Annotated in this window: 22 protein-coding genes, 1 pseudogene and 1 riboswitch; of the genes and pseudogenes, 16 read left to right on the top strand and 7 right to left on the bottom strand. The window is 72.3% G+C overall.

The genetic code is table 11. The features are described 5' to 3' along the window. Positions 1 to 203: pseudogene (locus C6N75_RS05455) on the bottom strand (cysteine desulfurase); the annotation flags it as partial. A 315-nt stretch (positions 204 to 518) separates the two neighbouring features. Between C6N75_RS05455 and ctaC the strand changes: the two are divergent. The 4 genes from ctaC to C6N75_RS05435 all read left to right on the top strand — a co-directional run bounded on the left by ctaC (position 519) and on the right by C6N75_RS05435 (position 5,027). After that, the gene (gene ctaC, locus C6N75_RS05450) at positions 519 to 1,523 is read left to right on the top strand and encodes an aa3-type cytochrome oxidase subunit II (RefSeq protein ID WP_407703194.1); all 1,005 of its coding nucleotides are present in this window, start codon (positions 519 to 521) and stop codon (positions 1,521 to 1,523) included. Beyond that, complete coding sequence (gene ctaD, locus C6N75_RS05445) at positions 1,520 to 3,274, top strand: aa3-type cytochrome oxidase subunit I (protein WP_105867693.1); 1,755 nt, start codon at positions 1,520 to 1,522, stop codon at positions 3,272 to 3,274. Before ctaC ends, ctaD begins: the two co-directional genes overlap by 4 nt. Further along, positions 3,271 to 3,669, top strand: coding sequence for a cytochrome c oxidase subunit 4 (locus tag C6N75_RS05440; protein WP_105867692.1), 399 nt, complete (start codon positions 3,271 to 3,273; stop codon positions 3,667 to 3,669). The genes ctaD and C6N75_RS05440 overlap by 4 nt, the downstream gene beginning before the upstream one ends. Before the next feature lie 119 nt (positions 3,670 to 3,788). Then, positions 3,789 to 5,027 (top strand): L,D-transpeptidase, encoded by a 1,239-nt coding sequence (locus C6N75_RS05435; RefSeq protein WP_105867691.1) that lies wholly within the window; start codon positions 3,789 to 3,791, stop codon positions 5,025 to 5,027. A gap of 86 nt (positions 5,028 to 5,113) precedes the next feature. On the opposite strand, the gene C6N75_RS05430 is transcribed toward C6N75_RS05435, so the two are convergent. Next, positions 5,114 to 5,515, bottom strand: a complete 402-nt coding sequence (locus tag C6N75_RS05430) for a DNA-binding transcriptional response regulator (RefSeq protein ID WP_105867690.1) — start codon at positions 5,513 to 5,515, stop codon at positions 5,114 to 5,116. A gap of 212 nt (positions 5,516 to 5,727) precedes the next feature. On the opposite strand from C6N75_RS05430, the gene ctaE reads away from it, so the two are divergent. From ctaE to C6N75_RS05400, 6 genes are all read left to right on the top strand, one after another. Further along, positions 5,728 to 6,348 (top strand): aa3-type cytochrome oxidase subunit III, encoded by a 621-nt coding sequence (gene ctaE, locus C6N75_RS05425; protein ID WP_105867689.1) that lies wholly within the window; start codon positions 5,728 to 5,730, stop codon positions 6,346 to 6,348. A gap of 62 nt (positions 6,349 to 6,410) precedes the next feature. Continuing rightward, complete coding sequence (gene qcrC / locus C6N75_RS05420) at positions 6,411 to 7,220, top strand: cytochrome bc1 complex diheme cytochrome c subunit (RefSeq protein ID WP_105867688.1); 810 nt, start codon at positions 6,411 to 6,413, stop codon at positions 7,218 to 7,220. Continuing rightward, entirely contained in the window at positions 7,217 to 8,263 is a 1,047-nt protein-coding gene (gene qcrA, locus C6N75_RS05415; protein WP_105867687.1) for a cytochrome bc1 complex Rieske iron-sulfur subunit, read from the top strand. The genes qcrC and qcrA overlap by 4 nt, the downstream gene beginning before the upstream one ends. Then, entirely contained in the window at positions 8,260 to 9,888 is a 1,629-nt protein-coding gene (gene qcrB, locus C6N75_RS05410; protein WP_105867686.1) for a cytochrome bc1 complex cytochrome b subunit, read from the top strand. The genes qcrA and qcrB overlap by 4 nt, the downstream gene beginning before the upstream one ends. Positions 9,889 to 10,046: 158 nt before the next feature. Beyond that, positions 10,047 to 11,111: an anthranilate phosphoribosyltransferase gene (trpD, locus tag C6N75_RS05405; RefSeq protein WP_105867685.1), complete on the top strand. Its 1,065-nt coding sequence runs from the start codon at positions 10,047 to 10,049 to the stop codon at positions 11,109 to 11,111. An 83-nt stretch (positions 11,112 to 11,194) separates the two neighbouring features. Next, positions 11,195 to 11,312: riboswitch (SAM riboswitch) on the top strand. Positions 11,313 to 11,489: 177 nt separating this feature from the next. Beyond that, positions 11,490 to 12,884 (top strand): aminotransferase class V-fold PLP-dependent enzyme, encoded by a 1,395-nt coding sequence (locus C6N75_RS05400; RefSeq protein ID WP_258177241.1) that lies wholly within the window; start codon positions 11,490 to 11,492, stop codon positions 12,882 to 12,884. 26 nt (positions 12,885 to 12,910) lie between these two features. Here C6N75_RS05400 and C6N75_RS05395 read toward each other — a convergent pair whose 3' ends face one another. Beyond that, positions 12,911 to 13,192, bottom strand: coding sequence for an Lrp/AsnC family transcriptional regulator (locus tag C6N75_RS05395; protein ID WP_105867684.1), 282 nt, complete (start codon positions 13,190 to 13,192; stop codon positions 12,911 to 12,913). Next, a complete protein-coding gene (locus tag C6N75_RS05390) occupies positions 13,189 to 13,884 on the bottom strand; it encodes a rhomboid family intramembrane serine protease (RefSeq protein WP_105867683.1) in 696 nt (231 codons plus the stop codon). Before C6N75_RS05390 ends, C6N75_RS05395 begins: the two co-directional genes overlap by 4 nt. A gap of 153 nt (positions 13,885 to 14,037) precedes the next feature. Between C6N75_RS05390 and C6N75_RS05385 the strand changes: the two genes are divergently transcribed. The 5 genes from C6N75_RS05385 (at position 14,038) to C6N75_RS05365 (ending at position 19,636) form a co-directional block, all read left to right on the top strand. After that, entirely contained in the window at positions 14,038 to 14,280 is a 243-nt protein-coding gene (locus C6N75_RS05385) for a hypothetical protein (RefSeq protein ID WP_105867682.1), read from the top strand. Positions 14,281 to 14,391: 111 nt separating this feature from the next. Then, the gene (locus tag C6N75_RS05380; RefSeq protein ID WP_105867681.1) at positions 14,392 to 15,747 is read left to right on the top strand and encodes an NYN domain-containing protein; all 1,356 of its coding nucleotides are present in this window, start codon (positions 14,392 to 14,394) and stop codon (positions 15,745 to 15,747) included. Positions 15,748 to 16,069: 322 nt separating this feature from the next. Continuing rightward, positions 16,070 to 17,116: a C40 family peptidase gene (locus tag C6N75_RS05375; protein WP_105867680.1), complete on the top strand. Its 1,047-nt coding sequence runs from the start codon at positions 16,070 to 16,072 to the stop codon at positions 17,114 to 17,116. 336 nt (positions 17,117 to 17,452) lie between these two features. Next, positions 17,453 to 18,493 (top strand): C40 family peptidase, encoded by a 1,041-nt coding sequence (locus tag C6N75_RS05370; protein ID WP_105867679.1) that lies wholly within the window; start codon positions 17,453 to 17,455, stop codon positions 18,491 to 18,493. Between the two features lie 33 nt (positions 18,494 to 18,526). Further along, positions 18,527 to 19,636 carry a hypothetical protein gene (locus C6N75_RS05365; RefSeq protein WP_146132491.1) on the top strand — a complete coding sequence of 370 codons (1,110 nt, stop codon included), beginning with the start codon at positions 18,527 to 18,529 and terminating at the stop codon, positions 19,634 to 19,636. A 25-nt stretch (positions 19,637 to 19,661) separates the two neighbouring features. On the opposite strand, the gene C6N75_RS05360 is transcribed toward C6N75_RS05365, so the two are convergent. From C6N75_RS05360 to C6N75_RS05350, 3 genes are all read right to left on the bottom strand, one after another. Then, complete coding sequence (locus C6N75_RS05360; RefSeq protein ID WP_105867678.1) at positions 19,662 to 21,212, bottom strand: ABC transporter substrate-binding protein; 1,551 nt, start codon at positions 21,210 to 21,212, stop codon at positions 19,662 to 19,664. Between the two features lie 85 nt (positions 21,213 to 21,297). Beyond that, positions 21,298 to 22,491, bottom strand: coding sequence for a S1 family peptidase (locus C6N75_RS05355; protein WP_105867677.1), 1,194 nt, complete (start codon positions 22,489 to 22,491; stop codon positions 21,298 to 21,300). Positions 22,492 to 22,964: 473 nt separating this feature from the next. Next, positions 22,965 to 23,876, bottom strand: a complete 912-nt coding sequence (locus C6N75_RS05350; RefSeq protein ID WP_107503734.1) for a helix-turn-helix domain-containing protein — start codon at positions 23,874 to 23,876, stop codon at positions 22,965 to 22,967. A gap of 128 nt (positions 23,877 to 24,004) precedes the next feature. Here C6N75_RS05350 and C6N75_RS05345 point away from each other — a divergent pair. Beyond that, positions 24,005 to 24,952 (top strand): RNA polymerase sigma factor (locus C6N75_RS05345; RefSeq protein ID WP_407703193.1); only part of this gene is annotated, 948 nt, incomplete at its 3' end.

Raw genomic sequence — 24,952 nt, 5'->3', positions numbered from 1 at the left:
GACGGGGTGACCGCCACCTCGTCCGGACGCCCCCCCACCGCCTCCGCCGCCGCCCCCCGCGCCGCACCCGGCAGCAGCCGCGCCCGCCGCCCCTCCCGGTACAGCCGCCCCGGATCCGCCCACCCCTCATCCAACGCGGCGACCAGCGCCTGCCGCGCGACGGGGTGCAGGGGAGCGGAGGAAGCGGAGTCGAAATAGGTCACGCTCCCCAGTAAAGCGCCCGGTCCCGGACCCCCGGCCGCCCGCACCCCGGCGGGGCCGGTGAGCCGAAGGGGCGCGCCACCGTCGGCAGGCGCGCACAGCGCCCCGGAGCAGAACCGAGCCCCCGAAAGAGGGGCCTGACCCCCAAAAGAAGGCTCTCCCTGCGCGTTGGGCACCCTCCCCGCGCGACCCCAAATAGCGTCCAGTAGGGTTTGGTCCGCATAAACATCCAAACCCCTGCCCGCGCCAGGGCCGGCGACCGACCAGCGAGACGGCCGCAGCCGGTCTCGCGGGCGAGACTCTCGGGAAGGCGCTACGTGAGTCCCAACGGCTCCGACCTCCCCCACCGCCTGAAGGGCGGGGGCGGTACCCCCATGTCGCGGCGCCCGGTGCGGCGACGGCTGCCGCAGGCGCTGAGCGCGGGCCTGATCCTGGCCACCGCCACCGGTTGCTCGTACAACTGGGAGGACTTCCCCCGCCTCGGTATGCCCACCCCGGTGACGGAAGAGGCTCCGATCATCCTCTCCCTCTGGCAGGGCTCGTGGGCGGCTGCGCTCGTCACGGGCGTGCTGGTCTGGGGTTTGATCCTGTGGAGCGTCATCTTCCACCGGCGCAGCCGCACCAAGGTCGAGGTTCCTCCGCAGACCCGTTACAACATGCCCATCGAGGGGCTCTACACGATCACGCCCCTCATCATCGTCTCGGTGCTGTTCTACTTCACCGCCCGTGACGAGTCGAAGCTCCTGGAGCTCTCCGACAAGCCGGCCCACACGGTCAACGTGGTCGGCTACCAGTGGAGCTGGGGCTTTAACTACGTCGAGGACGTCGACGGAAACGCCGGCACCGGCCGCGCCGCGGAGGACAAGAACCTCTCCGCGATCCCGAACCGGTTCTCCGACGCCTTCCCCGAGGGCGCCGAGGGCGTCTACGACTACGGCATCCCCGGCACGCGGAACCCGCAGAACGGCAACCCGGGCCCGACCCTGTGGCTGCCCAAGGGCGAGAAGGTCCGCTTTGTGCTGACCTCCCGTGACGTCATCCACTCGTTCTGGGTGCTGCCCTTCCTCATGAAGCAGGACGTCATCCCCGGCCACACCAACGTGTTCGAGGTGACGCCCACCCAGGAGGGCACCTTCCGCGGCAAGTGCGCCGAGCTGTGCGGCGTCGACCACTCCCGGATGCTGTTCAACGTGAAGGTGGTCTCGCCGGAGCGCTACCAGCAGCACCTGAAGGAGCTGGCCGAGAAGGGGCAGACCGGCTTCATCCCGTCGGGCATCGCGCAGACGGACCCGGCCCGGAACACGGAGACGAACCAACTGTGAGCATCCTCAACGAACCCCAGGGTGCCGCCACCAAGTCCGGCGGCTCGGGTGAGCCGTACGAGAACGAGGTCCCGCTGCGGACCCGGCAGCCGGGCAACGTCGTCATCAAGTGGTTGACCACCACCGACCACAAGACGATCGGCACCCTCTATCTGGTCACCTCGTTCGCCTTCTTCTGCATCGGCGGCCTGCTGGCGCTCTTCATGCGCGCCGAGCTGGCCCGGCCGGGCACGCAGATCATGTCGAACGAGCAGTTCAACCAGGCGTTCACGATGCACGGCACGATCATGCTGCTGATGTTCGCGACGCCGCTGTTCGCCGGTTTCGCGAACTGGATCATGCCGCTCCAGATCGGCGCGCCCGACGTGGCGTTCCCGCGGCTGAACATGTTCGCCTACTGGCTCTACCTGTTCGGCTCGCTGATCGCGGTGGCCGGCTTCCTCACCCCGCAGGGTGCGGCCGACTTCGGCTGGTTCGCCTACTCCCCGCTGTCGGACGCGGTCCGCTCGCCGGGCGTCGGCGCCGACATGTGGATCATGGGTCTGGCCTTCTCCGGCTTCGGCACCATCCTCGGCTCGGTCAACTTCATCACCACGATCATCTGCATGCGCGCCCCCGGCATGACGATGTTCCGCATGCCGATCTTCACCTGGAACGTCCTGCTGACCGGTGTGCTGGTCCTGCTGGCCTTCCCGGTGCTGGCCGCCGCGCTCTTCGCGCTGGAGGCGGACCGCAAGTTCGGCGCCCACATCTTCGACGCGGCCAACGGCGGCGCGTTGCTGTGGCAACACCTCTTCTGGTTCTTCGGCCATCCAGAGGTGTACATCATCGCGCTGCCGTTCTTCGGCATCGTCTCCGAGATCATCCCGGTCTTCAGCCGCAAGCCGATGTTCGGCTACGTCGGCCTGATCGCGGCCACCATCGCGATCGCCGGCCTCTCGGTGACGGTGTGGGCGCACCACATGTACGTCACCGGCGGAGTGCTGCTGCCGTTCTTCTCGTTCATGACCTTCCTGATCGCGGTGCCGACCGGTGTGAAGTTCTTCAACTGGATCGGCACCATGTGGAAGGGCTCGCTGTCCTTCGAGACACCGATGCTGTGGACGATCGGCTTCCTGGTCACCTTCACCTTCGGCGGTCTGACCGGCGTCATCCTGGCCTCCCCGCCGATGGACTTCCACGTCTCCGACTCGTACTTCGTGGTGGCCCACTTCCACTACGTCGTCTTCGGCACCGTGGTGTTCGCGATGTTCGCCGGCTTCCACTTCTGGTGGCCGAAGTTCACCGGCAAGATGCTCGACGAGCGCCTGGGCAAGATGACCTTCTGGACGCTGTTCATCGGCTTCCACGGCACCTTCCTGGTACAGCACTGGCTGGGCGCCGAGGGCATGCCCCGCCGGTACGCCGACTACCTGGCCGCCGACGGCTTCACCGCGCTGAACACCGTCTCCACGATCAGCTCGTTCCTGCTCGGCCTGTCGATCCTGCCGTTCTTCTACAACGTCTGGAAGACCGCCAAGTACGGCAAGAAGATCGAGGTGGACGACCCCTGGGGCTACGGCCGCTCCCTGGAGTGGGCGACCTCCTGCCCGCCGCCGCGGCACAACTTCCTCACCCTGCCGCGCATCCGGTCCGAATCCCCGGCGTTCGACCTGCACCACCCCGAGATCGCGGCCGTCGGTCAGCTCGTGAACGACGAGCAGAAGGACACCGCCCTCCTCGGCGGCGCCAAGGAGGCGACCAAGAAGTGAAGATCCAGGGCAAGATGTTCTTGTGGCTGAGCTTCTTCATCCTGGCCATGGCCGTGCTGTACGGCCTGTGGTCGAAGGAGCCGGTCGGCACCACGGCGCTCTTCCTGTCCTTCGGCCTGACCGTCATGATCGGCTTCTACCTGGCCTTCACGGCCAAGCGGGTCGACGCCATGGCGCAGGACAACAAGGAGGCGGACGTCGCGGACGAGGCCGGTGAGGTCGGCTTCTTCTCGCCGCACAGCTGGCAGCCGCTGTCCCTGGCCATCGGCGGCGGCCTGGCCTTCCTGGGCGTCGCCATCGGCTGGTGGCTGCTGTACTTCTCCCTGCCGCTGATCCTCATCGGCGTCTTCGGCTGGGTCTTCGAGTACTACCGGGGCGAGAACCAGAACCAGTAACCCCTCCTCGCCCCACCCCGCTTCACCCGATCCGGCGGTCTCCCTCCAGGGAGGCCGCCGGATCACTCGTTCGGCTCACACCGGGTGCCACCTCCGGGTGGCGTTCGTACGTTGAGCCCATGAGCAACACGCCCCGTCTGCGCACCGCCATCAGCTATACCCTGCTGGTCGCCGTCACCGGCGCGGCCGCGTCCGCGTGCGGTGGGCCGGGCGGCCACCCGCTCGCCGGCCGCCCCGCCGACGCGTCCGCACAGGTGGCGTCCAACACCTCCGCCACGACCAAGGCGCCGCTGGACAAGCCGCTGGAGGTGACGGCCCAGAACAAGGACAGCCGCATCACCGACGTCACGGCCGTCGACGCCAACGGCCACTTCCTGGCCGGCGAACTGGCCGCCGACGGCGCCCGCTGGCGCTCCACCGCCCCCCTGGTGGCCGGCGCCCGGTACACCGTGCGGGTCGCCACCGAGGACGCCAAGGGCGCCCCCGGGACCCGCACGCTGAACTTCGAGACGGCGCCCGCCAAGAAGGTCCTCAAGGTCGAGTTCGGCCCCGAGGAGGGCACCTACGGCGTCGGACAGCCCCTCACCGCCGAACTGAGCGAACCGGTCGCCACCAAGGAGGGCCGGGCCGCCGTCGAGCGCAACCTCAAGGTCCGCTCCTCGCCCGCCGTGGAGGGCTCCTGGTACTGGGTGGACGACGAGAAGCTCCACTTCCGGCCCAAGGAGTACTGGCCGGCCGGCGCGACCGTCACCGCCTCCGCCACCCTCGCCGGGGTGCGGATCGGCAAGGACCTCTACGGCTCCGACCCCGGCACCCTCAAGCTGGACATCGGCGACAAGATCGAGGCCGTCACCGACGCCGCCAGCCACCGGATGACGGTGTACCGCAACGACGAAGTGATCAACTCCATCCCGGTGACCACCGGCAAGCCCGGCTTCGACACCCGCAACGGCGTCAAGGTCGTGCTCGGCAAGGAGTACTTCGTCCGGATGCGCGGCACCACCGTCGGCATCGCCGCCGGCAGCAGCGAGGGCTACGACCTGCCGGTGTACTACGCCACCCGGGTCACCTGGAGCGGCGAGTACGTGCACGCCGCCCCCTGGTCGGTCAGCTCGCACGGTTCGGCCAACGTCAGCCACGGCTGCGTGGGCATGTCCACCGGCAACGCCGCGTGGTTCTACGAGACCGTCAAGGAGGGCGACATCGTCCGCGTCGTCAACAGCGGCGGCGACGAGATGAACCACTTCGGCAACGGCTACGGCGACTGGAACCTGGGCTGGGACGACTGGCAGGAGGGCAGCGCCGCCAAGGCCGGCGCCCCGAACACCGCGCCGCTGCGCCTCAGCCCGGCCGTGTAGCCCGGCCGCGGGCACCTCGGCGCAAAGGGGCCCCCTGCCCGGAGGAAGACCGGACAGGGGGCCCTCTCACGCCCGCGCGGACCCGCTCACGCCTCGACCGACAGCCGGGAGCGGACCAGCGCCGCCAGGGCGTCCGCGAACTCCACCGGGTCCACCGGCAGCGTCACCGCCGCGTCCGCCCGGCTCCAGGTGGCCAGCCAGGCGTCCTGCGGGCGGCCGATCAGCACCAGCACCGGCGGGCAGCGGAAGACCTCGTCCTTGATCTGCCGGGCGACGCCCATGCCGCCGGCCGGCGTCGCCTCCCCGTCCAGCACGCACACGTCGATCCCGCCGGCCTCCAGCCTGGACAGCACCGCCGGCAGCGTGGCGCACTCCACGTACTCGACCGGGGGAACGTCCGCGGCGGGCCTGCGCCCGGCCGCCATGCGCACCTGGGAGCGGGTGTGGGCATCATCGCTGTAGACCAGCACGGTGGCGCTCGACTGCATGGTTCCTCCGAGTGACGTCGGCGGTGCGGGCGGATCCGATGCGCCGGATGCTACTCCGTCGGCCCGCCCCCGGGCACCGGTTCGATCACCCCTTCGAGGGGCCTTCGCGGGCCGGTTCCCGGGCCCGGCGATGGGCCGTTCGGGCAGGACACGGCGGACGGACACTCCGAACGGCACCCCCCGGAGTGAGGGCGGGATAAGCGACCGACATAATGTCGGTCGTGGCGACAGCAACGACAGTAGAAACCGGGCACGCGCACCCGTCGGTCAACCGGCCGAACCTCACCAGCGTCGGAACCATCATCTGGCTGAGTTCCGAGCTGATGTTCTTCGCGGCCCTCTTCGCGATGTACTTCACCCTGCGTTCGGTGACGGGCGCCGACTTCTGGTCGGAGAAGGCCGGCTATCTGAACTTCCCGTTCTCCGCGACGAACACCACGATCCTGGTGCTCTCCTCGCTCACCTGCCAGCTCGGCGTGTTCGCCGCCGAGCGCGGTGACGTGAAGAAGCTCCGGGCGTGGTTCATCATCACGTTCGTCATGGGTGCGATCTTCATCGGAGGCCAGGTCTTCGAGTACACCGAGCTGGTCAAGGAGCACGGGCTCTCCCTGTCCTCCGACCCCTACGGCTCGGCGTTCTACCTGACGACCGGCTTCCACGGCCTGCACGTGACGGGTGGTCTCATCGCGTTCCTGCTGGTCCTGGGCCGCACCTACGCCGCCCGGCGATTCACCCACGAGCAGGCAACCGCCGCCATCGTCGTGTCCTACTACTGGCACTTCGTCGATGTCGTCTGGATCGGCCTCTTCGCCACGATCTACATGATCAAGTAGTCGGCCCGGCGCCCGACATCCAGCAAGCATCGACGCAGAAGATCCTGACACCGGGGTAATCCGTGAAAAAGCTCTCCGCACGACGACGCCATCCGCTGGCGGCTGTCGTCGTCCTACTCCTCGCGCTGGCGGCCACTGGGGGGCTGTACGCCGCGTTCGCGCCCGCGAGCAAGGCCCAGGCAGAAGAATCCGCCCAGTCCCTCGCCATCGAGGAGGGCAAGAAGCTCTACTCCGTCGGCTGCGCGAGCTGCCACGGAACCGGCGGTCAGGGCACCACTGACGGCCCGTCGCTGGTCGGCGTGGGCTCCGCCGCCGTCGACTTCCAGGTCGCCACCGGGCGCATGCCGGCGCAGCAGCCCGGCGCCCAGGTGCCGCAGAAGCCGGTCATCTACACCCAGGCGCAGATCGACCAGCTCGCCGCCTACGTGGCCTCCCTCGGCCCCGGCCCGGTCACGCCGACCGAGAAGCAGTACAACCCCGAGGGCGCGGACATCGCGCGCGGCGGCGACCTGTGGCGCACCAACTGCGCCCAGTGCCACAACTTCACCGGTGAGGGCGGCGCCCTGACCAAGGGCAAGTACGCGCCCAGCCTCGAGAACACCACGCCCAAGCACATCTACGAGGCCATGCAGACCGGCCCGCAGAACATGCCCTCCTTCCCCGACACGACGATGCCGGAGAAGGAGAAGAAGGACATCATCGCGTACGTCAAGTCCGTGAACGGTGACCAGACGCCCACCCCCGGTGGCTTCGCCCTGGGCGGCCTGGGTCCGGTGAGCGAGGGCCTGTTCGGCTGGATCTTCGGACTGGGTGCGCTCGTCGCTGTCGCCATCTGGGTCGCGGCCCACACCGCTAAGGCCAAGAAGTCATGAGTAGCAACGAGATTTCACACGAGAACCTGCCGCACGAGCAGGGTGCGCACGGCACGGCGGTAGCCGAGAGCCCGTTCGCCGACCCGGGCCTCCCGCCCCACAAGCCCCGCATCCAGGACATCGACGAGCGGGCCGCCAAGCGCTCCGAGCGCACGGTCGCCCTGCTCTTCACGATCTCGATGCTGGCCACGATCGGCTTCATCGCGTCCTTCGTGATCTTCCCGGTCGACAAGATCGTCTACGTCTGGCCGATCGGCCACGTCAGCGCGACGAACCTGTCCCTGGGCCTGACCCTGGGCGTGGCGCTGTTCTGCATCGGCGCCGGCGCGGTCCACTGGGCCCGCACCCTGATGTCGGACACCGAGTTCGCCGACGACCGGCACGCGATCGAGGCGACCCCCGAGGTCAAGGCCAAGGTCATGGCCGACTTCGCCGACGGCGCCCGCGAGTCCGCGATCGGCCGCCGGCCGCTGATCCGCAACACCATGCTCGGCGCGATGGCCATGGTGCCGCTCTCCGGCATCGTGCTGCTGCGCGAGCTGGGCCCGCTGCCCGAGAAGAAGCTCTTCCACACCTCGTGGTCGCGCGGCAAGCAGCTCATCAACATGAACACCAACGAGCCGCTGCGTCCCGAGGACGTCGTGGTCGGCTCGCTGACCTTCGCCAAGCCCGAGGGCCTGGAGGAGGACGACGAGAACTTCAACAACAAGATCGCCAAGGACGCCCTGATGATCGTGCGGATCGCTCCGCAGGACATCAAGGACCGCCGCGAGCTGGAGTGGTCGCACCAGGGCATCGTCGCCTTCTCGAAGATCTGCACCCACGTGGGCTGCCCGATCTCCCTGTACGAGCAGCAGACGCACCACGTCCTGTGCCCGTGCCACCAGTCCACCTTCGACCTCTCCGACGGCGCGCGCGTCATCTTCGGTCCGGCCGGCCACCCGCTGCCGCAGCTCCGGATCGGTGTGAACGACGAGGGCTACCTCGAAGCGCTCGGCGACTTCGCCGAGCCCGTCGGCCCTGCATTCTGGGAGCGCGGATGAGCACCTCAAGCGACGCCAAGCGCAAGGCGCCCGCCGGCGAGCGGGTCGCCGACTGGGCGGACGGCCGGCTCGGGATCTACTCCCTGGCCAAGGCCAACATGCGCAAGATCTTCCCGGACCACTGGTCCTTCATGCTGGGCGAGATCTGCCTCTACAGCTTCATCATCATCATCCTCACGGGTGTGTACCTGACGCTGTTCTTCCACCCGAGCATGAACGAGGTCCACTACCACGGCTCGTACGTCCCGATGCAGGGCATCCGGATGACCGAGGCGTACGCGTCGACTCTCGACATCAGCTTCGACGTCCGCGGCGGTCTGCTCATCCGGCAGATCCACCACTGGGCGGCGCTGATCTTCATCGCCGGCATGTTCGTGCACATGATGCGCGTCTTCTTCACCGGCGCGTTCCGCAAGCCGCGTGAGCTGAACTGGATGTTCGGCTTCCTGCTGTTCGTCCTGGGCATGTTCACCGGCTTCACCGGCTACTCGCTCCCGGACGACCTGCTCTCCGGCACCGGCGTCCGCTTCACCCAGGGCGCGATCCTGGCCACGCCGATCGTCGGCACGTACCTCTCGATGTTCCTGTTCGGCGGGGAGTTCCCGGGCCACGACATCATCGCCCGGTTCTACTCCATCCACATCCTGCTGCTGCCGGGCATCATGCTCGGCCTCGTGGTGGCCCACCTGATCCTGGTCTTCTACCACAAGCACACGCAGTTCCCCGGCCCCGGCCGGACGAACAAGAACGTCGTCGGCATGCCGCTGCTGCCGGTCTACATGGCCAAGGCCGGAGGGTTCTTCTTCCTGGTCTTCGGCGTCATCGCGATCATCGCGGCGCTGTTCACGATCAACCCGATCTGGGCGCTCGGCCCCTACCGGCCGGACCAGGTGTCCACCGGCGCGCAGCCCGACTGGTACATGGGCTTCGCCGAGGGCCTGGTGCGCGTGATGCCGGGCTGGGAGATCAACCTGTGGGGCCACACCCTGGTCCTCGGCGTGTTCATCCCGCTGGTCGTCTTCGGCCTGGTGCTCGGCGCGATCGCGATGTACCCGTTCATCGAGTCGTGGATCACTGGCGACAAGCGCGAGCACCACATCCTGGACCGCCCGCGCAACGCGCCGACCCGCACCGCGCTCGGCGTCGCCTGGGTCACCTCGTACATGATCATGCTGATCGGTGGCGGCAACGACATCTTCGCCACCCACCTGCACCTGTCGATCAACTCGATCACCTGGTTCGTCCGGATCTCCTACTTCGTCGGACCGGTCATCGCGTTCATCGTCACCAAGCGGATCTGCATGGGCCTTCAGCGGCGCGACCGCGACAAGGTGCTGCACGGACGCGAGTCCGGCATCATCAAGCGGCTCCCGCACGGCGAGTTCGTCGAGATCCACGAGCCGCTCAGCCAGTCGCAGCGCTACTCGCTCACCGCGCACGAGCAGTACCAGCCGGCCGAGCTGGGCCCGCTGGTCGACGAGAACGGCGTGGAGCGCAAGCCCACCCGCGGCGAGAAGCTGCGCGCCAAGCTCTCCAAGGGCTACTACGGCGAGGGCAACCAGGTCCCGAAGGCCACGCCCGAGGAGTACCAGGAGATCACCAGCGGTCACGGAGGCCACCACTGACCCGCTGACCGCCACCGGCCGCGCGAGCCGGTGAACGCGCCACGGCAGAGCCCCGTCCGGTCCACGGACGGGGCTCTTCGCCGTCCCCGGGACTGGATAGGGTTGGCACCGTCCCCCCGCGTGAACGCCCGGGGCCCCGTACGAGACCAGGAGCGACCATGAGCGCTGTGTACCCCGCTGGAGGACCGACCGCGGCGGGCCGCTCCTGGCCCCAGGTCCTCAACGGCCTGCTGGAGGGCCGCCACCAGAGCGCCGACGACACCGCCTGGGCCATGGACCGCATCATGCGCGGCGAGGCCACCGACGCCCAGATCGCCGGCTTCGCCGTCGCGCTGCGCGCCAAGGGCGAGACCGTCGAGGAGATCTCCGGCCTGGTCCGCGCCATGTACGAGCACGCACGGGTGATCGACGTCCCCGGCCCGTGCGTCGACATCGTCGGCACCGGCGGCGACGGCGCGAAGACCGTCAACATCTCCACCATGTCGGCGATCGTGGTGGCCGGCGCGGGCGCCCGGGTCGTCAAGCACGGCAACCGGGCCGCGTCCTCCGCCTCCGGCGCCTCCGACGTCCTGGAGAAGCTCGGCGTCAACCTCGAACTGACCCCCGGCCGGGTCGCCGAGGTCGCCCAGGAGGCCGGCATCACCTTCTGCTTCGCGGTCAGATTCCACCCCGCGCTGCGCCATGTCGCCGCCGCCCGCAAGGAACTGGGCATCCGCACCACGTTCAACTTCCTCGGCCCGCTCACCAACCCGGCCCGGGTCCGCGCCCAGGCCACCGGTGTCGCCGACGCCCGGATGGCGCCCATCCTGGCCGGCGTGCTGGCCGAACGCGGCTCCTCCGCGCTGGTCTTCCGCGGCGACGACGGCCTGGACGAGCTGACCACCACCGCGACCTCCCGGGTCTGGGTGGTGCGCGACGGCGGGGTCACCGAGCAGTCCTTCGACCCCCGGGACGTCGGCGTCGACCTCGTCCCCGTCGAGGCCCTGCGCGGCGCGGACGCCTCCCACAACGCCGACGTCGCCCGCCGCCTGCTGGCCGGCGAGGCCGGCCCGGTGCGCGACGCCGTGCTGCTCAACGCCGCCGCCGCGCTGGTCGCCCTGGACCCGACCGACGCGCCGCTGGCCGAGCAGATCCGGGCCGGCATGGACCGGGCCGCCGAGGCGATCGACTCCGGCGCGGCCCGCGCCGTCCTGGACCGCTGGGTGGCCGCCACCCAGGCGTGACCCGTTTCCCGGCGGGCAAGGCGCGGTCCACATTCCGGACCGCGCCTTGCGCGTGCCGAGACATGTGGCAGGATGCTCCGCAAGGTCATGAGTGACAGCGAAAAAGGCCCCGGCTCGCTGTCCGGCAACCCTCCGTCCGTGGCGGGGTGCCCCGGGTGAAGACCAGGCCGCTGACAGAAAGGTCAGCGGCAAGCGCGGACCCCTGCGAACCCTGGGGTCCTGGTCCTCAAGGGAGCAGTCTCGTGAGCAAGCGAATGCGATAGGGCGCAGCGCCCCTCTTCGCCACCCCCTTTTTCCTCTCTCCGCGCACCGCCGTGCGCCGCCCTTCGCCGCGGCCCCGGTGCGTGTGAACTCGCCTGCCTGCTACGGGAGTCCGCCATGTCCGTGAACACCGCCGCCGCCGTCTCCGCCCCCGCCGCCTGCGACGCCGATCCGGCCTGCGCCGGTCCGCTGCCGGTCCTGGGCCGCGACGTCACCGTCCCCCTGGTCACCGGCGGCGAGGTGGGTTACGCCGCGCTCGACTACGCCGCCAGCGCCCCCGCCCTCCAGCGCGTCTGGGACGACGTGGCCGCCTACGCCCCGTACTACGGCAGCGTGCACCGGGGCGCGGGCTACCTCTCCCAGCTCTCCACCGACCTGTTCGAGAACAGCCGCGCCACCGTCGCGGAGTTCCTCGACTGCCGGGCCGACGACCAGGTCGTCTTCACCCGCTCCACCACCGACTCGCTGAACCTGCTGGCCGCGGCGCTCCCGGCCGACTGCCAGGTCTTCGTCTTCGAGACCGAGCACCACGCCTCGCTGCTGCCCTGGAGCGACCACCGCGTCAGCTACCTCGACGCCCCCCGCACCCCGGCGCGGGCCGTGGAGATCCTGGAGCGCGCCCTCGCCGCCCGCGAGCCGTACGGGCCCGCGCTGGTCTGCGTGACCGGCGCGTCCAACGTCACCGGCGAGCTGTGGCCGGTGCGCGAGCTGGCCGCCGCGGCGCACGCGCACGGCGCGCGGATCGTGCTGGACGCCGCGCAGTTGGCCCCGCACCACCCGGTCTCGGTGCGCGACCTGGACGTCGACTGGGTGGCCTTCTCCGGGCACAAGCTGTACGCCCCGTTCGGCTCCGGCGTGCTGGCCGGGCGCGCGGACTGGCTGCGCGAGGCGGACCCGTACCTGGCGGGCGGCGGCGCCTCCCGGACCGTCACCCGGCGCACCGACGGCGGGGTGGACGTGGAGTGGCACACCACCGCGGCCCGGCACGAGGCCGGTTCGCCCAACGTCATCGGCGTCTACGCGATCGCCTCCGCCTGCAAGGCGCTCACCGAGGCCGGCTTCGAGAACCTGGTGGCCCGTGAGGAGCGGCTGATCGCGGCGGTCCGCGCGGGTCTGGCGGAGGTGCCGGAGGTGCGGGTGCTCTCGCTGTTCGGCGACGACGCCCCGCGCGTCGGGGTCATCTCGTTCGTCGTCGAGGGCTGGAACAGCTCGCACTTCGCGGCGGCGCTTTCCGCGGAGTACGGCATCGGGGTGCGCGACGGGCTGTTCTGCGCGCACCCGCTGGTGCGCACCCTGCTGGGCAGCGACCCGCAGGTCATCGGCGAGTGCGGAGCCCCGGAGGCCGCCGCGCCCGGCGAGAGGTCGCTCAACGCCATCCGGGTCAGCTTCGGCGCGGGCACCCCGGACGAGCACGTGGAGCGCTTCGTGCGCGCGGTCAAGGAGCTGGTGCGCGACGGCGCCGCCTGGTCCTACCGCACCGAGGACGGCCGCTGCGTCCCGGCCCGGGACTGACGCCCGGGCCCCGGCCGCCGCGGGGACTAGGCGTCCAGGCCGATGGCGAAGGCCGCCTCCAGATCGTGCTGGGAGTAGGTGCGGAACGCCACGTGGGTGTCGGTGGCCTCGACGCCGGGGATCTTGCTGATGCGGCCGGGGATGACGTCGGCCAGGTCGTCGTGGCGGGCGACCCGGACCATGGCGATCAGGTCGTAGGTGCCGGTCACCGAGAAGACCTCGCTGACGCTGTCCAGCGCGGCGATCGACTCGGCGATCTCCGGGATGCGGTCCACGCTGGTCTTGATGAGCACGATCGCGCTGATCACGGCTGTCCTTCCTCGGGGGCCGCTGGTTGCCGTCCAACTCTAGCCGCCCGCCCGTAGCGGACCCAGGCGTAGCAGAAGCCCAGGCAGAAGCCGACCACATGGGCCAGGTAGGCGACGCCGGGGCCGGTGGCCGTCTGCCGGGCGGCGAGCCACTGCAAGACGAACCAGAAGACCAGCACCGCCCAGGCGGGGAAGCGCAGCGGCAGGAAGAAGAGGAACGGGAACAGGCTGGTGACCCGGGCCCGGGGGAAGAGGAGCAGGAACGCGCCGAGGACACCGGAGATCGCGCCGGACGCGCCGACCAGGGTCTGGGTCGAGCCGGCGTGCGCGATGGCGTAGGCGAGCAGCGCCAGGTAGCCGCAGCCGGTGTAGAACAGCGCGTACTCGACGCGGCCCAGGCGTTCCTCGGCCATCGCGCCGAAGACGTACAGGAAGAGCATGTTGCCCAGCAGGTGCAGCCAGCTTCCGCTGACGAAGAGCGCGGTCAGCGGGGTGAGCAGGGCGCGCGGCGAGCCGCTGAGGAGTTCCGCGGGGACCACGCCCCAGCGGCGGAAGTAGGCGCCCTGCGCGGAGCGCAGCGCCTCGCCCGTGCCGTGTGCGGGATCCAGTCCGGCGACCGGGCTGAGCAGGAAGACCAGCACACAGGCGCCGATCAAGGCGTATGTCACAACCGGTCCTCGGCGATCGACCATGGACAGATCATGACGTAAACGGAGACAGCGGGACAGGGTGCCTCGCCGCGCCACGGGGGTACCCGGCAGGCCGTAGGGTTACGGCAACCAGACACCGCAGTCCGACGGCGCACCGCGGCTCCGCATCCGTACGCACGAGGGAAGAGACGCACGATGACGACGGTTCCCCTGCCGACCGCGACGACCCGCTGGCGCTGCACGCTGTGCGGCAACCTCACCCGCTTCGACGTCACCCGCTCGTCCAAGGTCGTGGAGTACGTCCACCTCGACCTGGCCGGCGAGCCGAAGGTGGAGGAGCGCGAGGTGGTCAGTGAGACCATCGAGTCGGTCCGCTGCCGCTGGTGCAACGCGGTGGACGCGATCGAGCTGGTGGACCGGCCGGACGCCGCCTCCTAGCGGGCGGTGCGGCGGGCCCGCGGGGGATGCGGGCGAGAGATCGGCGAGCAGGCGGTACGGGGGTGGCGCAGGGCCCGGCTTCGGGCGGATGACGACGGGTAGAGGTGACGGATCGTGCAGCAGCCCAGCGGCGGCGATGCGGCCGACGGCGCCGGCGAGGTGCTCGACGGTCCGCTGCCCGAGGCGGTACGGCGCCGGGTGGTCGCGCTGGTCGCGGACGCGTTCGGCGGGCTGACCGTCGGCGAGCTGCCTGCGCAGCTCCGCCAGTACGCCCGCTTCACCCCGAGCCGGCGGGTGAAGTTCGCCGGCAACGCGATGGCGGCCGCCCTGGAGTCGGACGCGGTCTTCCGTCAGCGGATCGCCGAGAAGCTGAGATCCGGGCAACCGGAGCTGGCCGGCTCGGTGGAGTCCGGCGCGCCGCCGGCCGCCGCCGACCCGGTGGACGTGGCCGCCGCCGCGTACGTGCTGCGCCCGCCGGACTGGGCGAAGCTGGTCGCCGCGGCCGGCGAGGAGGCGCAGCGCGCGGACGCCGAGCGGGCCGACGAGGCCGGGCGGCGCGAACTGGAGAGGCTGCGCGCCGAGCTGGCCGAGGCCAAGGAGCGCGGGCGGGGCGAGCACGAGCGGCTGCGCGCCGAGCTGGAGGCGGCCCGCAAGGACGCCGAATCGCTTCAGCGCAAGCTGCGCAGCGCGCTCAGCGACGTCAAGCGCGGCGAGGCGGCGCTGCGCAAGGGGCAGGCCGAGTGGGAGGCGTCCCGCGCCGAGGCGGACGGCCGGCTGTCCGCCGCCGAGAGCGAGAACCGGCGGCTGAAGGCCCGGCTCGGCGAGGCGGAGGCGGCCGTGGAAGCCGGGCGCAAGGCGGCCCGCGAAGGGCGCTCGGTGGAGGACATGCGGCTGCGGCTGCTGCTCGACACCGTCCTGGAGGCGGCGCAGGGGCTGCGCCGGGAGCTGGCGCTGCCGCCGGCCGACACGCATCCGGCGGACGGTGTGGACGCGGTGCGGCCGGGCCGAATGTCGCCCAGGGACGTCGCCGCACGGGCGCTGTCGGAGACCGACCCGGCGCTGCTGGACCAGTTGCTGGGGCTGCCGCAGGTCCATCTGGTGGTGGACGGCTACAACGTGACCAAGACCGGCTATCCGACGATGCCGCTGGAGAAGCAGCGGCTGCGGCTGCTGGGCGGCCTGTCCGCGCTGGCGGCGCGCACCGGGGCCGAGGTGACGTGCGTGTTCGACGGCGCGGAGCTGGCCGCCCCGGTGCTGCTGGCGCCGCCGCGCGGGGTGCGGGTGCTGTTCTCCAAGGCGGGGGTGACCGCCGACGAGCTGATCCGCCAGCTGGTGCGGGCCGAACCGCCGGGCCGCCCGGTGGTGGTGGTCTCCACCGACCGCGAGGTGGCCGACGGGGTGGCCCGCTCCGGCGCCCGGCCAGTGGCGTCCGCGATGCTGCTCAAGCGGCTTTCGCGGCTTGCGTAACTCCTGGGCCGGATGCCCGGATTGGGGCGTCGGGGTTTGAACGGTGGGTCAACTCGCCATGACTGTCCGTGGGGCGCATGTAAAGAATGAGCTTCGTGAGCGAGATTTTTCGCATCAGGATTTGAACTGATCACAAGATGGTCACTAAGGTCTGGCCTCAACCCTCTGCGTAGGTGATCACTCATCGGGAGTGGCAGCGGAGGGACCGCCAGTTCCATGCGGTCCGGGAAAGCTTCGCGGGGGAAGCCGGACGCTGCGCACGGAGCCGGGTGCCGACCCTCGGCCCGGCAGGCGGCCGGAGAGGAAGAAGGAGCTCGCCTCCGTGGCGTCCCACCGTCGTCCCAAGCAGCCGAGCCGCACCCGCGTGACCGTGCTCACCGCGACCGCCGCCGCTGCCGTCGCCCTGTCCTCGCACGCCGCTCAGGCCGACCCGAAGCCGAGCAAGGAAGAGGTCAAGGCCAAGGTCGACAAGCTGCACCACGAGGCCGAGGCCGCCACCGAGCAGTACAACCTCGCCGACGAGAAGCGCGGCAAGCTCCAGAAGGAGGCCGACGCCCTCCAGGACAAGGTGGCCCGCAGCCAGCAGGAGCTCAACGAGCTGCGCGACGCGCTCGGTTCGGTCGCCGCCGCCCAGTACCGCTCCGGCGGCATGGACCCGGCCCTTCAGCTCCTGCTCTCCTCCGACCCGGACAGCTACCTCGACCGCGCCTCGACCGCCGACGCCGTCGGCGCCAAGCAGGCCGAGGCGCTCGCCGAGATCCAGGAGAAGCAGCGCACCCTCGCCCAGGAGCGCACCGAGGCCACCGAGAAGCTCGCCGACCTCGAAGACGTCCGCAAGACCATCGGCGAGAAGAAGAAGTCCTACCAGGGCAAGCTCGCCGAGGCCCAGAAGCTCCTCAACACCCTGACCGCCGAAGAGCGGGCCAAGATGCAGGAGGAGGAGCGGCGCGCCAGCCGCGAGGCCGGCGAGCGCGCCCAGTTGCAGCAGCAGGACGACGCGGGCAAGCCCAAGGTGTCCGCCTCCGGCGTCGCCGGCGCCGCGCTGGCCGCCGCCGGCACCCAGGTCGGCAAGCCGTACGTCTCCGGCGCCGAGGGCCCCAACGCCTACGACTGCTCCGGCCTGACCCAGTGGGCCTACCGCCAGGCCGGCGTCAGCCTCACCCGCACCACCTTCACCCAGCACAACGACGGCACCAAGATCGGCCGCAGCCAACTCCAGCCCGGCGACCTGGTGTTCTTCAACAACCTGGCGCACGTGGGCCTCTACGCCGGCAACGGCCAGGTGCTGCACGCCCCCAAGCCCGGCGCCAACGTCCGCTACGAGGCGATGGAGTGGCTCGGCGACTTCCAGTTCGGCGTCCGCATCTGAGGCGTCCGCATCTGAGCCGTCCTCACCTGAGGCGTCCTGGCTCGCGGCGTCACGCGCCTGACGGCCTCCCGATGGGCGACCCCGGCGAAACCGTCCGGCGCGCCCGGCACACGCGCCCGATCGAGTGGTTCGCCGCCCCCCGAGCTGACGCCCCGCCCCGTCGGTGACCTGTGGTCTCCGGCGGGGCGGAGCCGTATCCGGCCCCGTCGGGCGCTGGCCGCGCCACCGGTGCCCGGCTACTGTCTGCCGCGCACCGCGTGCCCAGCGTGGCGAGAGCTCTCGCCGGCCGGCCCGCACGGTGCGCGTCCAGCTTTCCAGCCGAAGGGAGCGCGGTCCGTGGCGTCCCATCGCCGGTCCTCCGCTACGCCGGGGCCCAGCCGCAGTGCCCGGGTCACCGTCCTGTCCGCCGCCGCGGCCACCGCCGCCGCGGCCACCGCCGCCGCGCTCGCCGCCGCCCCGGCCGGCGCCGACCCCGTACGCCCCGCGGACGCGCCCCAGGCCCGGGTGGACGCCCTGTTCGCCGAGGCGGAGCAGGCCACCGAGGGCTTCAACGCCGCCGCCGAGCGCACCGACAAGCTGCGCTCCCGGGTCGGCGCCCTCCAGGACAACGTCGCCCGCGGCCAGGAGGACATCAACCGGATGCGGGACGTCCTCGGCCAGGTCGCCGGCGTCCAGTACCGCTCCGGCGGCATGGACCCGGCGCTGCGGCTGCTGCTGACCTCCGACCCGGACGGCTACCTCGACCGGGCCGCCGCCCTGGACCGGATGGGCGAGCAGCAGGCCGGGGTGCTCACCGAACTGGGCCGGGCGCAGCGCAAGCTCGACCAGCAGCGCGCCGAGGCCGCCCGCACCCTTGCCGACCTGGAGCGCAGCCGGGCCGCGGTCGCCGCCCACAAGCGCACCGTGGAACGCAAGCTCGCCGAGGCCCGCGCCCTGCTCGCCGCGGCGCCGAAGGACGACCGCGAGGAGGCCGGGCGGGCCTCGCGCGGTGACGGCCGCGAGGACCTGCCGCCGCTGGCCGGCGGCGTCTCCGGCCGGGCCGCCGCCGCGGTCGCCGCGGCCCGCTCCGCGGTCGGCCGGCCCTACGTCTGGGGCGCCAACGGCCCCGACGGCTTCGACTGCTCCGGCCTGATGCAGTGGTCCTACGCCCAGGCCGGCGTCGGCATCCCGCGCACCTCGCAGGGCCAGCGCGGCGCCGGCCGGCACGTCTCGCTCTCCGAGGCCCGCCCCGGCGACCTGGTCACCTACCGCGACGACGCCAGCCACGTTGCCATGTACATGGGCAACGGGCAGGTGGTGCACGCCCCCTACCCCGGCGCGCCGGTCCGCTACGACCCGGTCGGCATGATGCCCGTCTCCGCCGTCACCCGCGTCTGAGGCCGGCCGGACCACCGCTCGTACCATCGGGGGATGACCCTCTCCCGGCGGGCCGCGCTGATCGGGGCCGCCGGACTGCTCGCCGGCGGCTGCGCACCGCGTACGCCGGAAGACGGCAGCAGCGGTACGGACCCGGGCGACGGCGCCGCCGTCCGGGCCGCGATCGCCCGCCGGACCGCCCCCGTCCTGCCCGGCGTCACGCTCGCCGCATGGGCGCTGCGCCCCGCCTCCGTACACCTGGACGGCGACCGGGCGAGCGCCCGCGCCGAGCTGGCCTACCGGGTGGCCGGCTACGACACCGCCCCGGTCACCGCCGCCCGCGACCTGGAGCTGCGGCGCACCGCCGGAAGCTGGCGGGTCACCGCCGAGCGGCCCGCCCCCGGCGCCGCCGCCCAGCCCTGGGACCAGGGCCCGGTGCGGGCGGCCCGCGGCGCGCGGTCCCTGGTGCTCGCCGTCGGCCAGCTCGCCGAGAAGCCGGCCGAGGTCGCCCGGGCCGCCGACCGGGCGGTCGCCGCCGCCTCGGCCGCCTGGCCGGACCCCTGGGCGGACCGGGTCCTGGTGCTGCTGCCGCCCTCCCAGGCGGCCATGGGCGCCCTGCTGGGGCAGCCGGGCGCCGCGTACGCCGGCACCGCGGCCGTCACCACCGGGCGCACCGGCCGGAACGCGCCCGCCGACCGGGTGGTGGTCAACCCCGAGGAGTACGCCGGGCTGAGCGCGCTGGGCCGGGAGGTGGTGCTCGCCCACGAGACCGTCCACGTGGCCACCCGCCGGGCGACCACCGCCCGCACCCCGCTGTGGCTGTCCGAGGGGTTCGCCGAGTGGGCCGCCTGGCGGGGCCGGGGCCAGGACCCGCGCACCGTCGCCCCCGAGCTGGCCCGTAGCGGTCCACCCGAAGAGCTGCCCGGCGACGGCGACTTCGCCTTCGGCTCCGACCCGGCGGCGCTCGCCCGCGCCTACGAGGGCGCGCACCTGGCCTGCGCCCTGGTCGCCGAGGAGTGGGACGCCGACCGGCTGCGCGCCCTGTACCGGGCCGCAGGAGGGGCCGGCGGCCCGGCGGGCGCGCTGCGCCGGGTGCTGGGCCTGACCCCGCGGGCGTTCACCGCCCGCTGGCGGGCGTATGCCGAGCGGACGCTGCGGGGCTGAGGCCCCCGGCGTCCGGGCCGGGCGGCTACGCCCAGCGCAGCTCCCACAGCCGCCAGGAGCCGCCGCCGTCCACGAGGTACTGGGCGCCGGTGACGTCCGGACTGCTCAGCACGTACTCCTTGCGCTGCCACAGCGGCAGGACCGGCACCTCGCGGGCCACCTCGCGCTGAAGGGCGCGGAACCCGGCCTCGGCGTCCGTCCGCTGCTCGTGGCGGCGGGTGGCGGTCAGCAGGGCGTCGACGCGTCGACTGGAGAAGCGGTTGCCCAGCGCGTTGCGGGTGCCGACCAGCGGCTGGGCGAAGTTGTCCGGGTCGGGGAAGTCCGGCACCCAGCCGAAGCCGTACACGTCGTAGCGGCCGGCGTGGAGGTTCCGCTGGAAGTCCGGCCAGTCGGCGGAGAGCACCGTGACCCGGAACAGCCCGCCGGCCTCCAGCTGCCGGCGCAGCTCGGCCGCCTCCCGGGCGAGGGTCGGGCCGGAGCGGTGGCCGTAGGTCAGCTTGACCGGCGGGGCGAGGCCGGCCTCCGACAGGATGCGCGCGGCCCGCTCGCGCGAGGGGCGCGGGTACTCGTCCTGGAAGGCGTTGACATGGCCGGCGTACCCCCGGGGCACCACCGACAGCAGCGGGTCGACGGTCGACAGGTAGGGCCCGGCGGCGAGCCGCGGCCGGTCGACGAGCGCCGCCACCGCCCGGCGTACCGCGACGTCGGCGGCCGGGGAGCCGCGGCGCAGGTTGAACACCAGCATCCGGGACTCGCCGCTGCCCGCCTCGTCCACCCGGACGTCGGGGGAGCCGCCCAGCACCTCGGTGAGCAGCTTCGGCGGGAGGGCCCGGTTGACCACGTCGACCCGGCGGCGCTCCCAGGCGGCGGCCAGTTCGGCCGGGTCGTCGAAGTAGCGGATCTCCACGGGCGCGCCCCGGCGCGGGACGGCGCCCCGGTAGCGGTCGTTGGGCGCCAGCAGGATGCGCCGGCCGGGCTGGTGGTCGCGGATCAGGTACGGTCCCGTGCCGGTCGCCTGGTGGCCCGTGCGCAGGGTCCGCGCCGGGTAGTGCCGGCGGTCGACGATGGCGGCGGCCCCGGTGGCCAGCTTCAGCGGGAAGGTGGCGTCCGCGGTCGTGAGGCGGAAGGTGACCTCCGCCTCGCCCGCCTCGACCGCCCGCAGCGTGTCGAACACCGAGGCCGGTCCGACCGGGGAGGCGATGGCGCGCACCCGGTCCACGGAGAACTTCACGTCCGCGCCGGTGACCGGGCGCCCGTCGGGGAACACCAGGTCGCGGCGGAGGCGGCAGGTGTAGGTGCGCAGACCGGCCCCGGTGAACCGGCAGCTCTCGGCGGCGTCCGGGGTGGGCACGGTGGAACCGGGGGCCAGCGTCAGGAGCTTCTGGTACACGTTCTCGAACAGCGCCCAGGAGCCCGTGTCGTAGGCGCCGGCCGGGTCGAGGGAGGTGACCGTGCCCGTGGTGCCGACCACGATCGGGTCGGTCCGGGCGTCCGGCGGCCGCAGCCGCCAGGCCAGGGCGCCGGCCGCGAGTAACGCCGTGCACAGCAGGATGGCGGCGGGTCGCGAGAACCGCATGGTGCTGTCCTTTCGAGGGCAGGGGCCGCCCGCCGGACGATCCGGCGGACGGCCCCTGGCTCCGGGGGAGCGGTGCCCGGTCGGTTCAGTTGGTGTTGAGGGTCAGGCCGTAGTAGCGCAGCGTGTCGTCCAGCGGCTGGAAGTACGAGGAGCCGCGGGAGTTGACACCGCCGGTGCACTTCTGGCCGATGGGCCCGCCGGAGGTCATGCCCTGCGCCTGGTTGCCGGAGATGTAGGCCCCGCCGCTGTCACCGCCCTCGGTGCACACGCTGGAGCTGGCCAGGCCGCTGACCACGGTGTCCGGGCCGCCGTTCTGGTCCTTGTAGGTGACCGAGATGTTGTACGAGCCGACGGTGCCGCAGGTCCACTTGGTGGTCTGGCCCGACTTGCACAGCGCCGCGCCCGAGGCGGCCCGGCTGCTGCCCCGCACGGCGACGCTGCCGCCGTTGCCCCAGGTGCCGACGGCGGTGGCGATGGAGTTGCCCGAGTCGAGCGCGGCGATGCCCATGTCGACGCTGCGGGTGCCGACGGCGAAGCGGGTGTTCGTGCCCTTGGCGAAGCGGGTGCCGTCGTACTTCAGCACCGGCAGGTCCTCGATGCAGTGCCCGGCGGTGACCAGGTACTGCTTGCCGTTGCGGTCCTTCGCCCCGTAGCCCACGGAGCACAGGTAGCCGTTGAAGGTCATCTGGCTGCCCGGGTAGATCACGGCCTGCGGGGCGAGCTGCTCCTGGCCGCGGACCACCTTGACCGCCGCGCCGTGCTTGGCGGCCTCGGCCAGGAACGCCCTGGCGGCGGCGCCCTTGTCACTGCTGACCTCGACGGTCACGGTGTCCGAGGCGAGGTCCACGCCCCAGGACGCGACGCCGGACGGCACGCGCTTGGCGGCGAGCGCGTCCAGCTTCGCCTTGATCTGCTCCAGTTCGCCCTCGCCGCGGGCGGGCACCCGGGCGTCCAGGCCGGCCCGCTCGATACGGGCGGCGCCGACCGCGTCGGGCGCGTTGACGGTCAGCTCGCCGGCGGACGAGAAGAAGGCGCCGTCGGTGGCTATGCCCTGCTCCGCCAGGCCCGCCAGTCTGCGCTGCTGCGCGTCCTGCCGGTCCAGCCGCCGGACGGCGGCGGCCTCGCTGACGCCGAGCGAGCCGGCGAGCGCCGTCACCATCTCCGGCTGGTAGCGCGGGGCGGACTCGCCGGCGGCTGCCGCCGGGGCTCCGGTCACGGCCGACACCGAGAGCACCGCCGCGGCGGAGACGGCGAGGGCGTACTTACGCGAAATGCGCACAGGTCTTCCTTCCGATATCAGGCGCCGGGCCGTGCGGGGATACCGGAGATGAGGCGTACGGAATTCACGGCCTTTTCCGGTGCACTGCCCTTGCCTGGCGTCGAGAGTGGGGGATTCGACGCGCCATGAGTGTTGACGTGCGGCTGACGGCCGGACAAGAGGTCGCGGGGCAGCCGTTTTTCACAGAACTCCCGACAACTGTTGAGGGAGCCGCCGCCGCACGGCCTCAACAGTTCTCGCCGAATTCTGTAAAGAAGCCGCGGGGCCGATTGCTTGTCCCGGCCGGTCCGGTCGAGCAGGATGGGCGGTGCGGCGGCGGACCCCCGGGTCCGCGCCGTGGAGCCGGAGGCACCCCCTCGGCCTTCCGGGGCCGGGCGTGTCCACCGAGCGCATCGCACCCGCGGGTGCGATGCGACCCCCCACCCTCCACTCCGTGGACACTCCGCTCACGCGGGTTGGGAGCCCGGTCGTGCTCACACGCCGGGCTCCCACGCCATCCCGTAGACCCCCGGTCCGCACCGGGAGACGAACACATGGGCGCTGTGCGAGCGGTCCAGCACCACCGGCTGCTGGTCGCGCTTCGGGGAGCCGATCTGCTCGCGGACGTACCGCCGGCAGCGCGAGGGCAGCGCCCCGGGATGGAAGAAGACGTGCTGGAGGTAGTCGTGCAGGCCGTTGGACGTCCGGCGCTCGTAGTGCGCGGCCGGCGCCCGTGACGGGCTCACCTCCACCGCGTAACCCACCACCGCCGTCTCCATCCTGGCCAGCGGACGGCCGAACCGGATGTCGAGCGCCATCGCGTTCAGCCTCGGCACGTGGGTGGCCTCGTGCAACTGCCCGCAGGTGACCCGCACATCGAGCGGCTCGGCCTCCTCGTCGTCGAAGCCCAGCACGAACCGGACCCGGTCGACCCCGGAATCGCCGGCCCGCAGCACGACGGTGGCGGCCAGCGAGCCGAGCCGCCCGCTCTCGCCGACGGTCACCGTGTCGTGGATGACGAGCGGGGTGAGGCTCCGGTTGAAGTCGTGGAAGTCCTCCGCTCCGATGAGCTGCTCGGCCACCGAACCCTCACCGAAGACCCTCCGCGCGGCGTCCTCGCCGCGCACCGGGGAGACCCGGCCGCGCGGCCGGCGCGGCCCCAGCAGCGAGCGCAGCGCCCCGCCCGGCAGGTCGAGGATCTCCTCCAGGGCGTCCACCGCGTGCAGCGACCGCGCCCGTTCGGGCTGGCTGCGCCCGCGCTGCCAGTGGCTCAGGGTGGCCTGGCTGATGGTGATCCCGCGGGCCTTCAGCCGCTCGCTCACCCGCTCCAGCGACAGCCCGCGGCGGCTCAGCGCCTCCCGCAGCGCCGCCGGGAAATCGCCCGCGGCCTCGGTCGTGTTCGGCATGACCCCTCCCGGTCCCAGCACCGTCTCGGCGGGCGCCCGGCCGGCCCCGCGTACTGGTTGACCGCCGGACGGGCCGCGGATAACACTTCCCGGACTGATCCGAGCGATGTGAGCGTGACGTGAACGGCGTGGACGGCACCGATGTGGTGGTCAAGGCACGAAGCGGCGACCCGGCGGCCCGCGAGGAACTGGTCGCCCGGTGCCTCCCGCTGGTCTACGACGTGGTCGGGCGGGCGCTGAACGGCCATCCGGACGTGGACGACGTGGTGCAGGAGACCATGCTCCGGGCGCTGTCCGGGCTGGGCGCGCTGCGCGACCCGGCCCGCTTCCGGTCCTGGCTCATCGCCATCGCCATGAACCAGGTCCGCAGCCGCTGGGCCGCCCTCGGCCACCGGCCCGCCGCCCTGGCCGACACCGACGAACCCGCCGACCGGGCCGCCGACTTCGTCGACCTCACCATCCTGCGCCTGGAGCTCTCCGGCCAGCGGCGGGAGACCGCCGAGGCGACCCGCTGGCTGGACGACTCCCAGCGGGAGGTGCTGTCGGTGTGGTGGCTGGAGGCGGCCGGCCGCCTCACCCGCGCCGAACTGGCCGAGGCGCTCGGACTGACCCCGCAGCACGCGGCCGTCCGCGTGCAGCGGGTCAAGAACCAGCTCGACGTGGCCCGGGCCGTCGTCCGGGCCCTGGCCGCCGACCCCCGCTGCCCGGCACTGGACTGGCTGCTGGCCGACTGGGACGGCGTGCCCACCCCGCTGTGGCGCAAGCGCGTCGCCCGCCATCTGACCGACTGCGCGGGCTGCTCGGCCGGCAGCGCGGGCCTGCTCCCGCCCGAGGGCCTGCTCTCCGGCCTCGCCCTGGTCGTGCCGTGGTACGACGGCGGGCGGCACGCCGCCGAGGCCCTGGCCCAGGCGGCGGCCCAGGCCGCCGCCGCCCCCGCCGCGACGACCTCGGCCACCGCGGCCTCCGGCGCCGCGTCCGGCGGTACCGCGTCCGCCGGTGCATCCTCCGCCGGTGGGACGGTCGGCTTCTCCACGGCCAAGGCGGGCGGGCTGATAGCCGGCGGGGCGGCGGCCGCC

Source organism: Streptomyces solincola, from assembly GCF_002982015.1.
Taxonomy (GTDB): Bacteria; Actinomycetota; Actinomycetes; order Streptomycetales; family Streptomycetaceae; genus Streptomyces; species Streptomyces solincola.
The sequence above is the reverse complement of the archived record's forward strand: the minus strand, read 5'-3'. Positions and strand labels throughout refer to the sequence as shown.

Bases quoted from the DNA above. Each gene is read 5' to 3' on its own strand.
- C6N75_RS05435 (WP_105867691.1), top strand. From the start codon at position 3,789: ATGAGCAACACGCCCCGTCTGCGCACCGCCATCAGCTATACCCTGCTG.
- C6N75_RS05430 (WP_105867690.1), bottom strand. From the start codon at position 5,515: ATGCAGTCGAGCGCCACCGTGCTGGTCTACAGCGATGATGCCCACACC.
- ctaE (WP_105867689.1), top strand. From the start codon at position 5,728: ATGTCGGTCGTGGCGACAGCAACGACAGTAGAAACCGGGCACGCGCAC.
- qcrA (WP_105867687.1), top strand. From the start codon at position 7,217: ATGAGTAGCAACGAGATTTCACACGAGAACCTGCCGCACGAGCAGGGT.
- qcrB (WP_105867686.1), top strand. From the start codon at position 8,260: ATGAGCACCTCAAGCGACGCCAAGCGCAAGGCGCCCGCCGGCGAGCGG.
- trpD (WP_105867685.1), top strand. From the start codon at position 10,047: ATGAGCGCTGTGTACCCCGCTGGAGGACCGACCGCGGCGGGCCGCTCC.
- C6N75_RS05400 (WP_258177241.1), top strand. From the start codon at position 11,490: ATGTCCGTGAACACCGCCGCCGCCGTCTCCGCCCCCGCCGCCTGCGAC.
- C6N75_RS05390 (WP_105867683.1), bottom strand. From the start codon at position 13,884: ATGGTCGATCGCCGAGGACCGGTTGTGACATACGCCTTGATCGGCGCC.
- C6N75_RS05385 (WP_105867682.1), top strand. From the start codon at position 14,038: ATGACGACGGTTCCCCTGCCGACCGCGACGACCCGCTGGCGCTGCACG.
- C6N75_RS05365 (WP_146132491.1), top strand. From the start codon at position 18,527: ATGACCCTCTCCCGGCGGGCCGCGCTGATCGGGGCCGCCGGACTGCTC.
- C6N75_RS05360 (WP_105867678.1), bottom strand. From the start codon at position 21,212: ATGCGGTTCTCGCGACCCGCCGCCATCCTGCTGTGCACGGCGTTACTC.
- C6N75_RS05350 (WP_107503734.1), bottom strand. From the start codon at position 23,876: ATGCCGAACACGACCGAGGCCGCGGGCGATTTCCCGGCGGCGCTGCGG.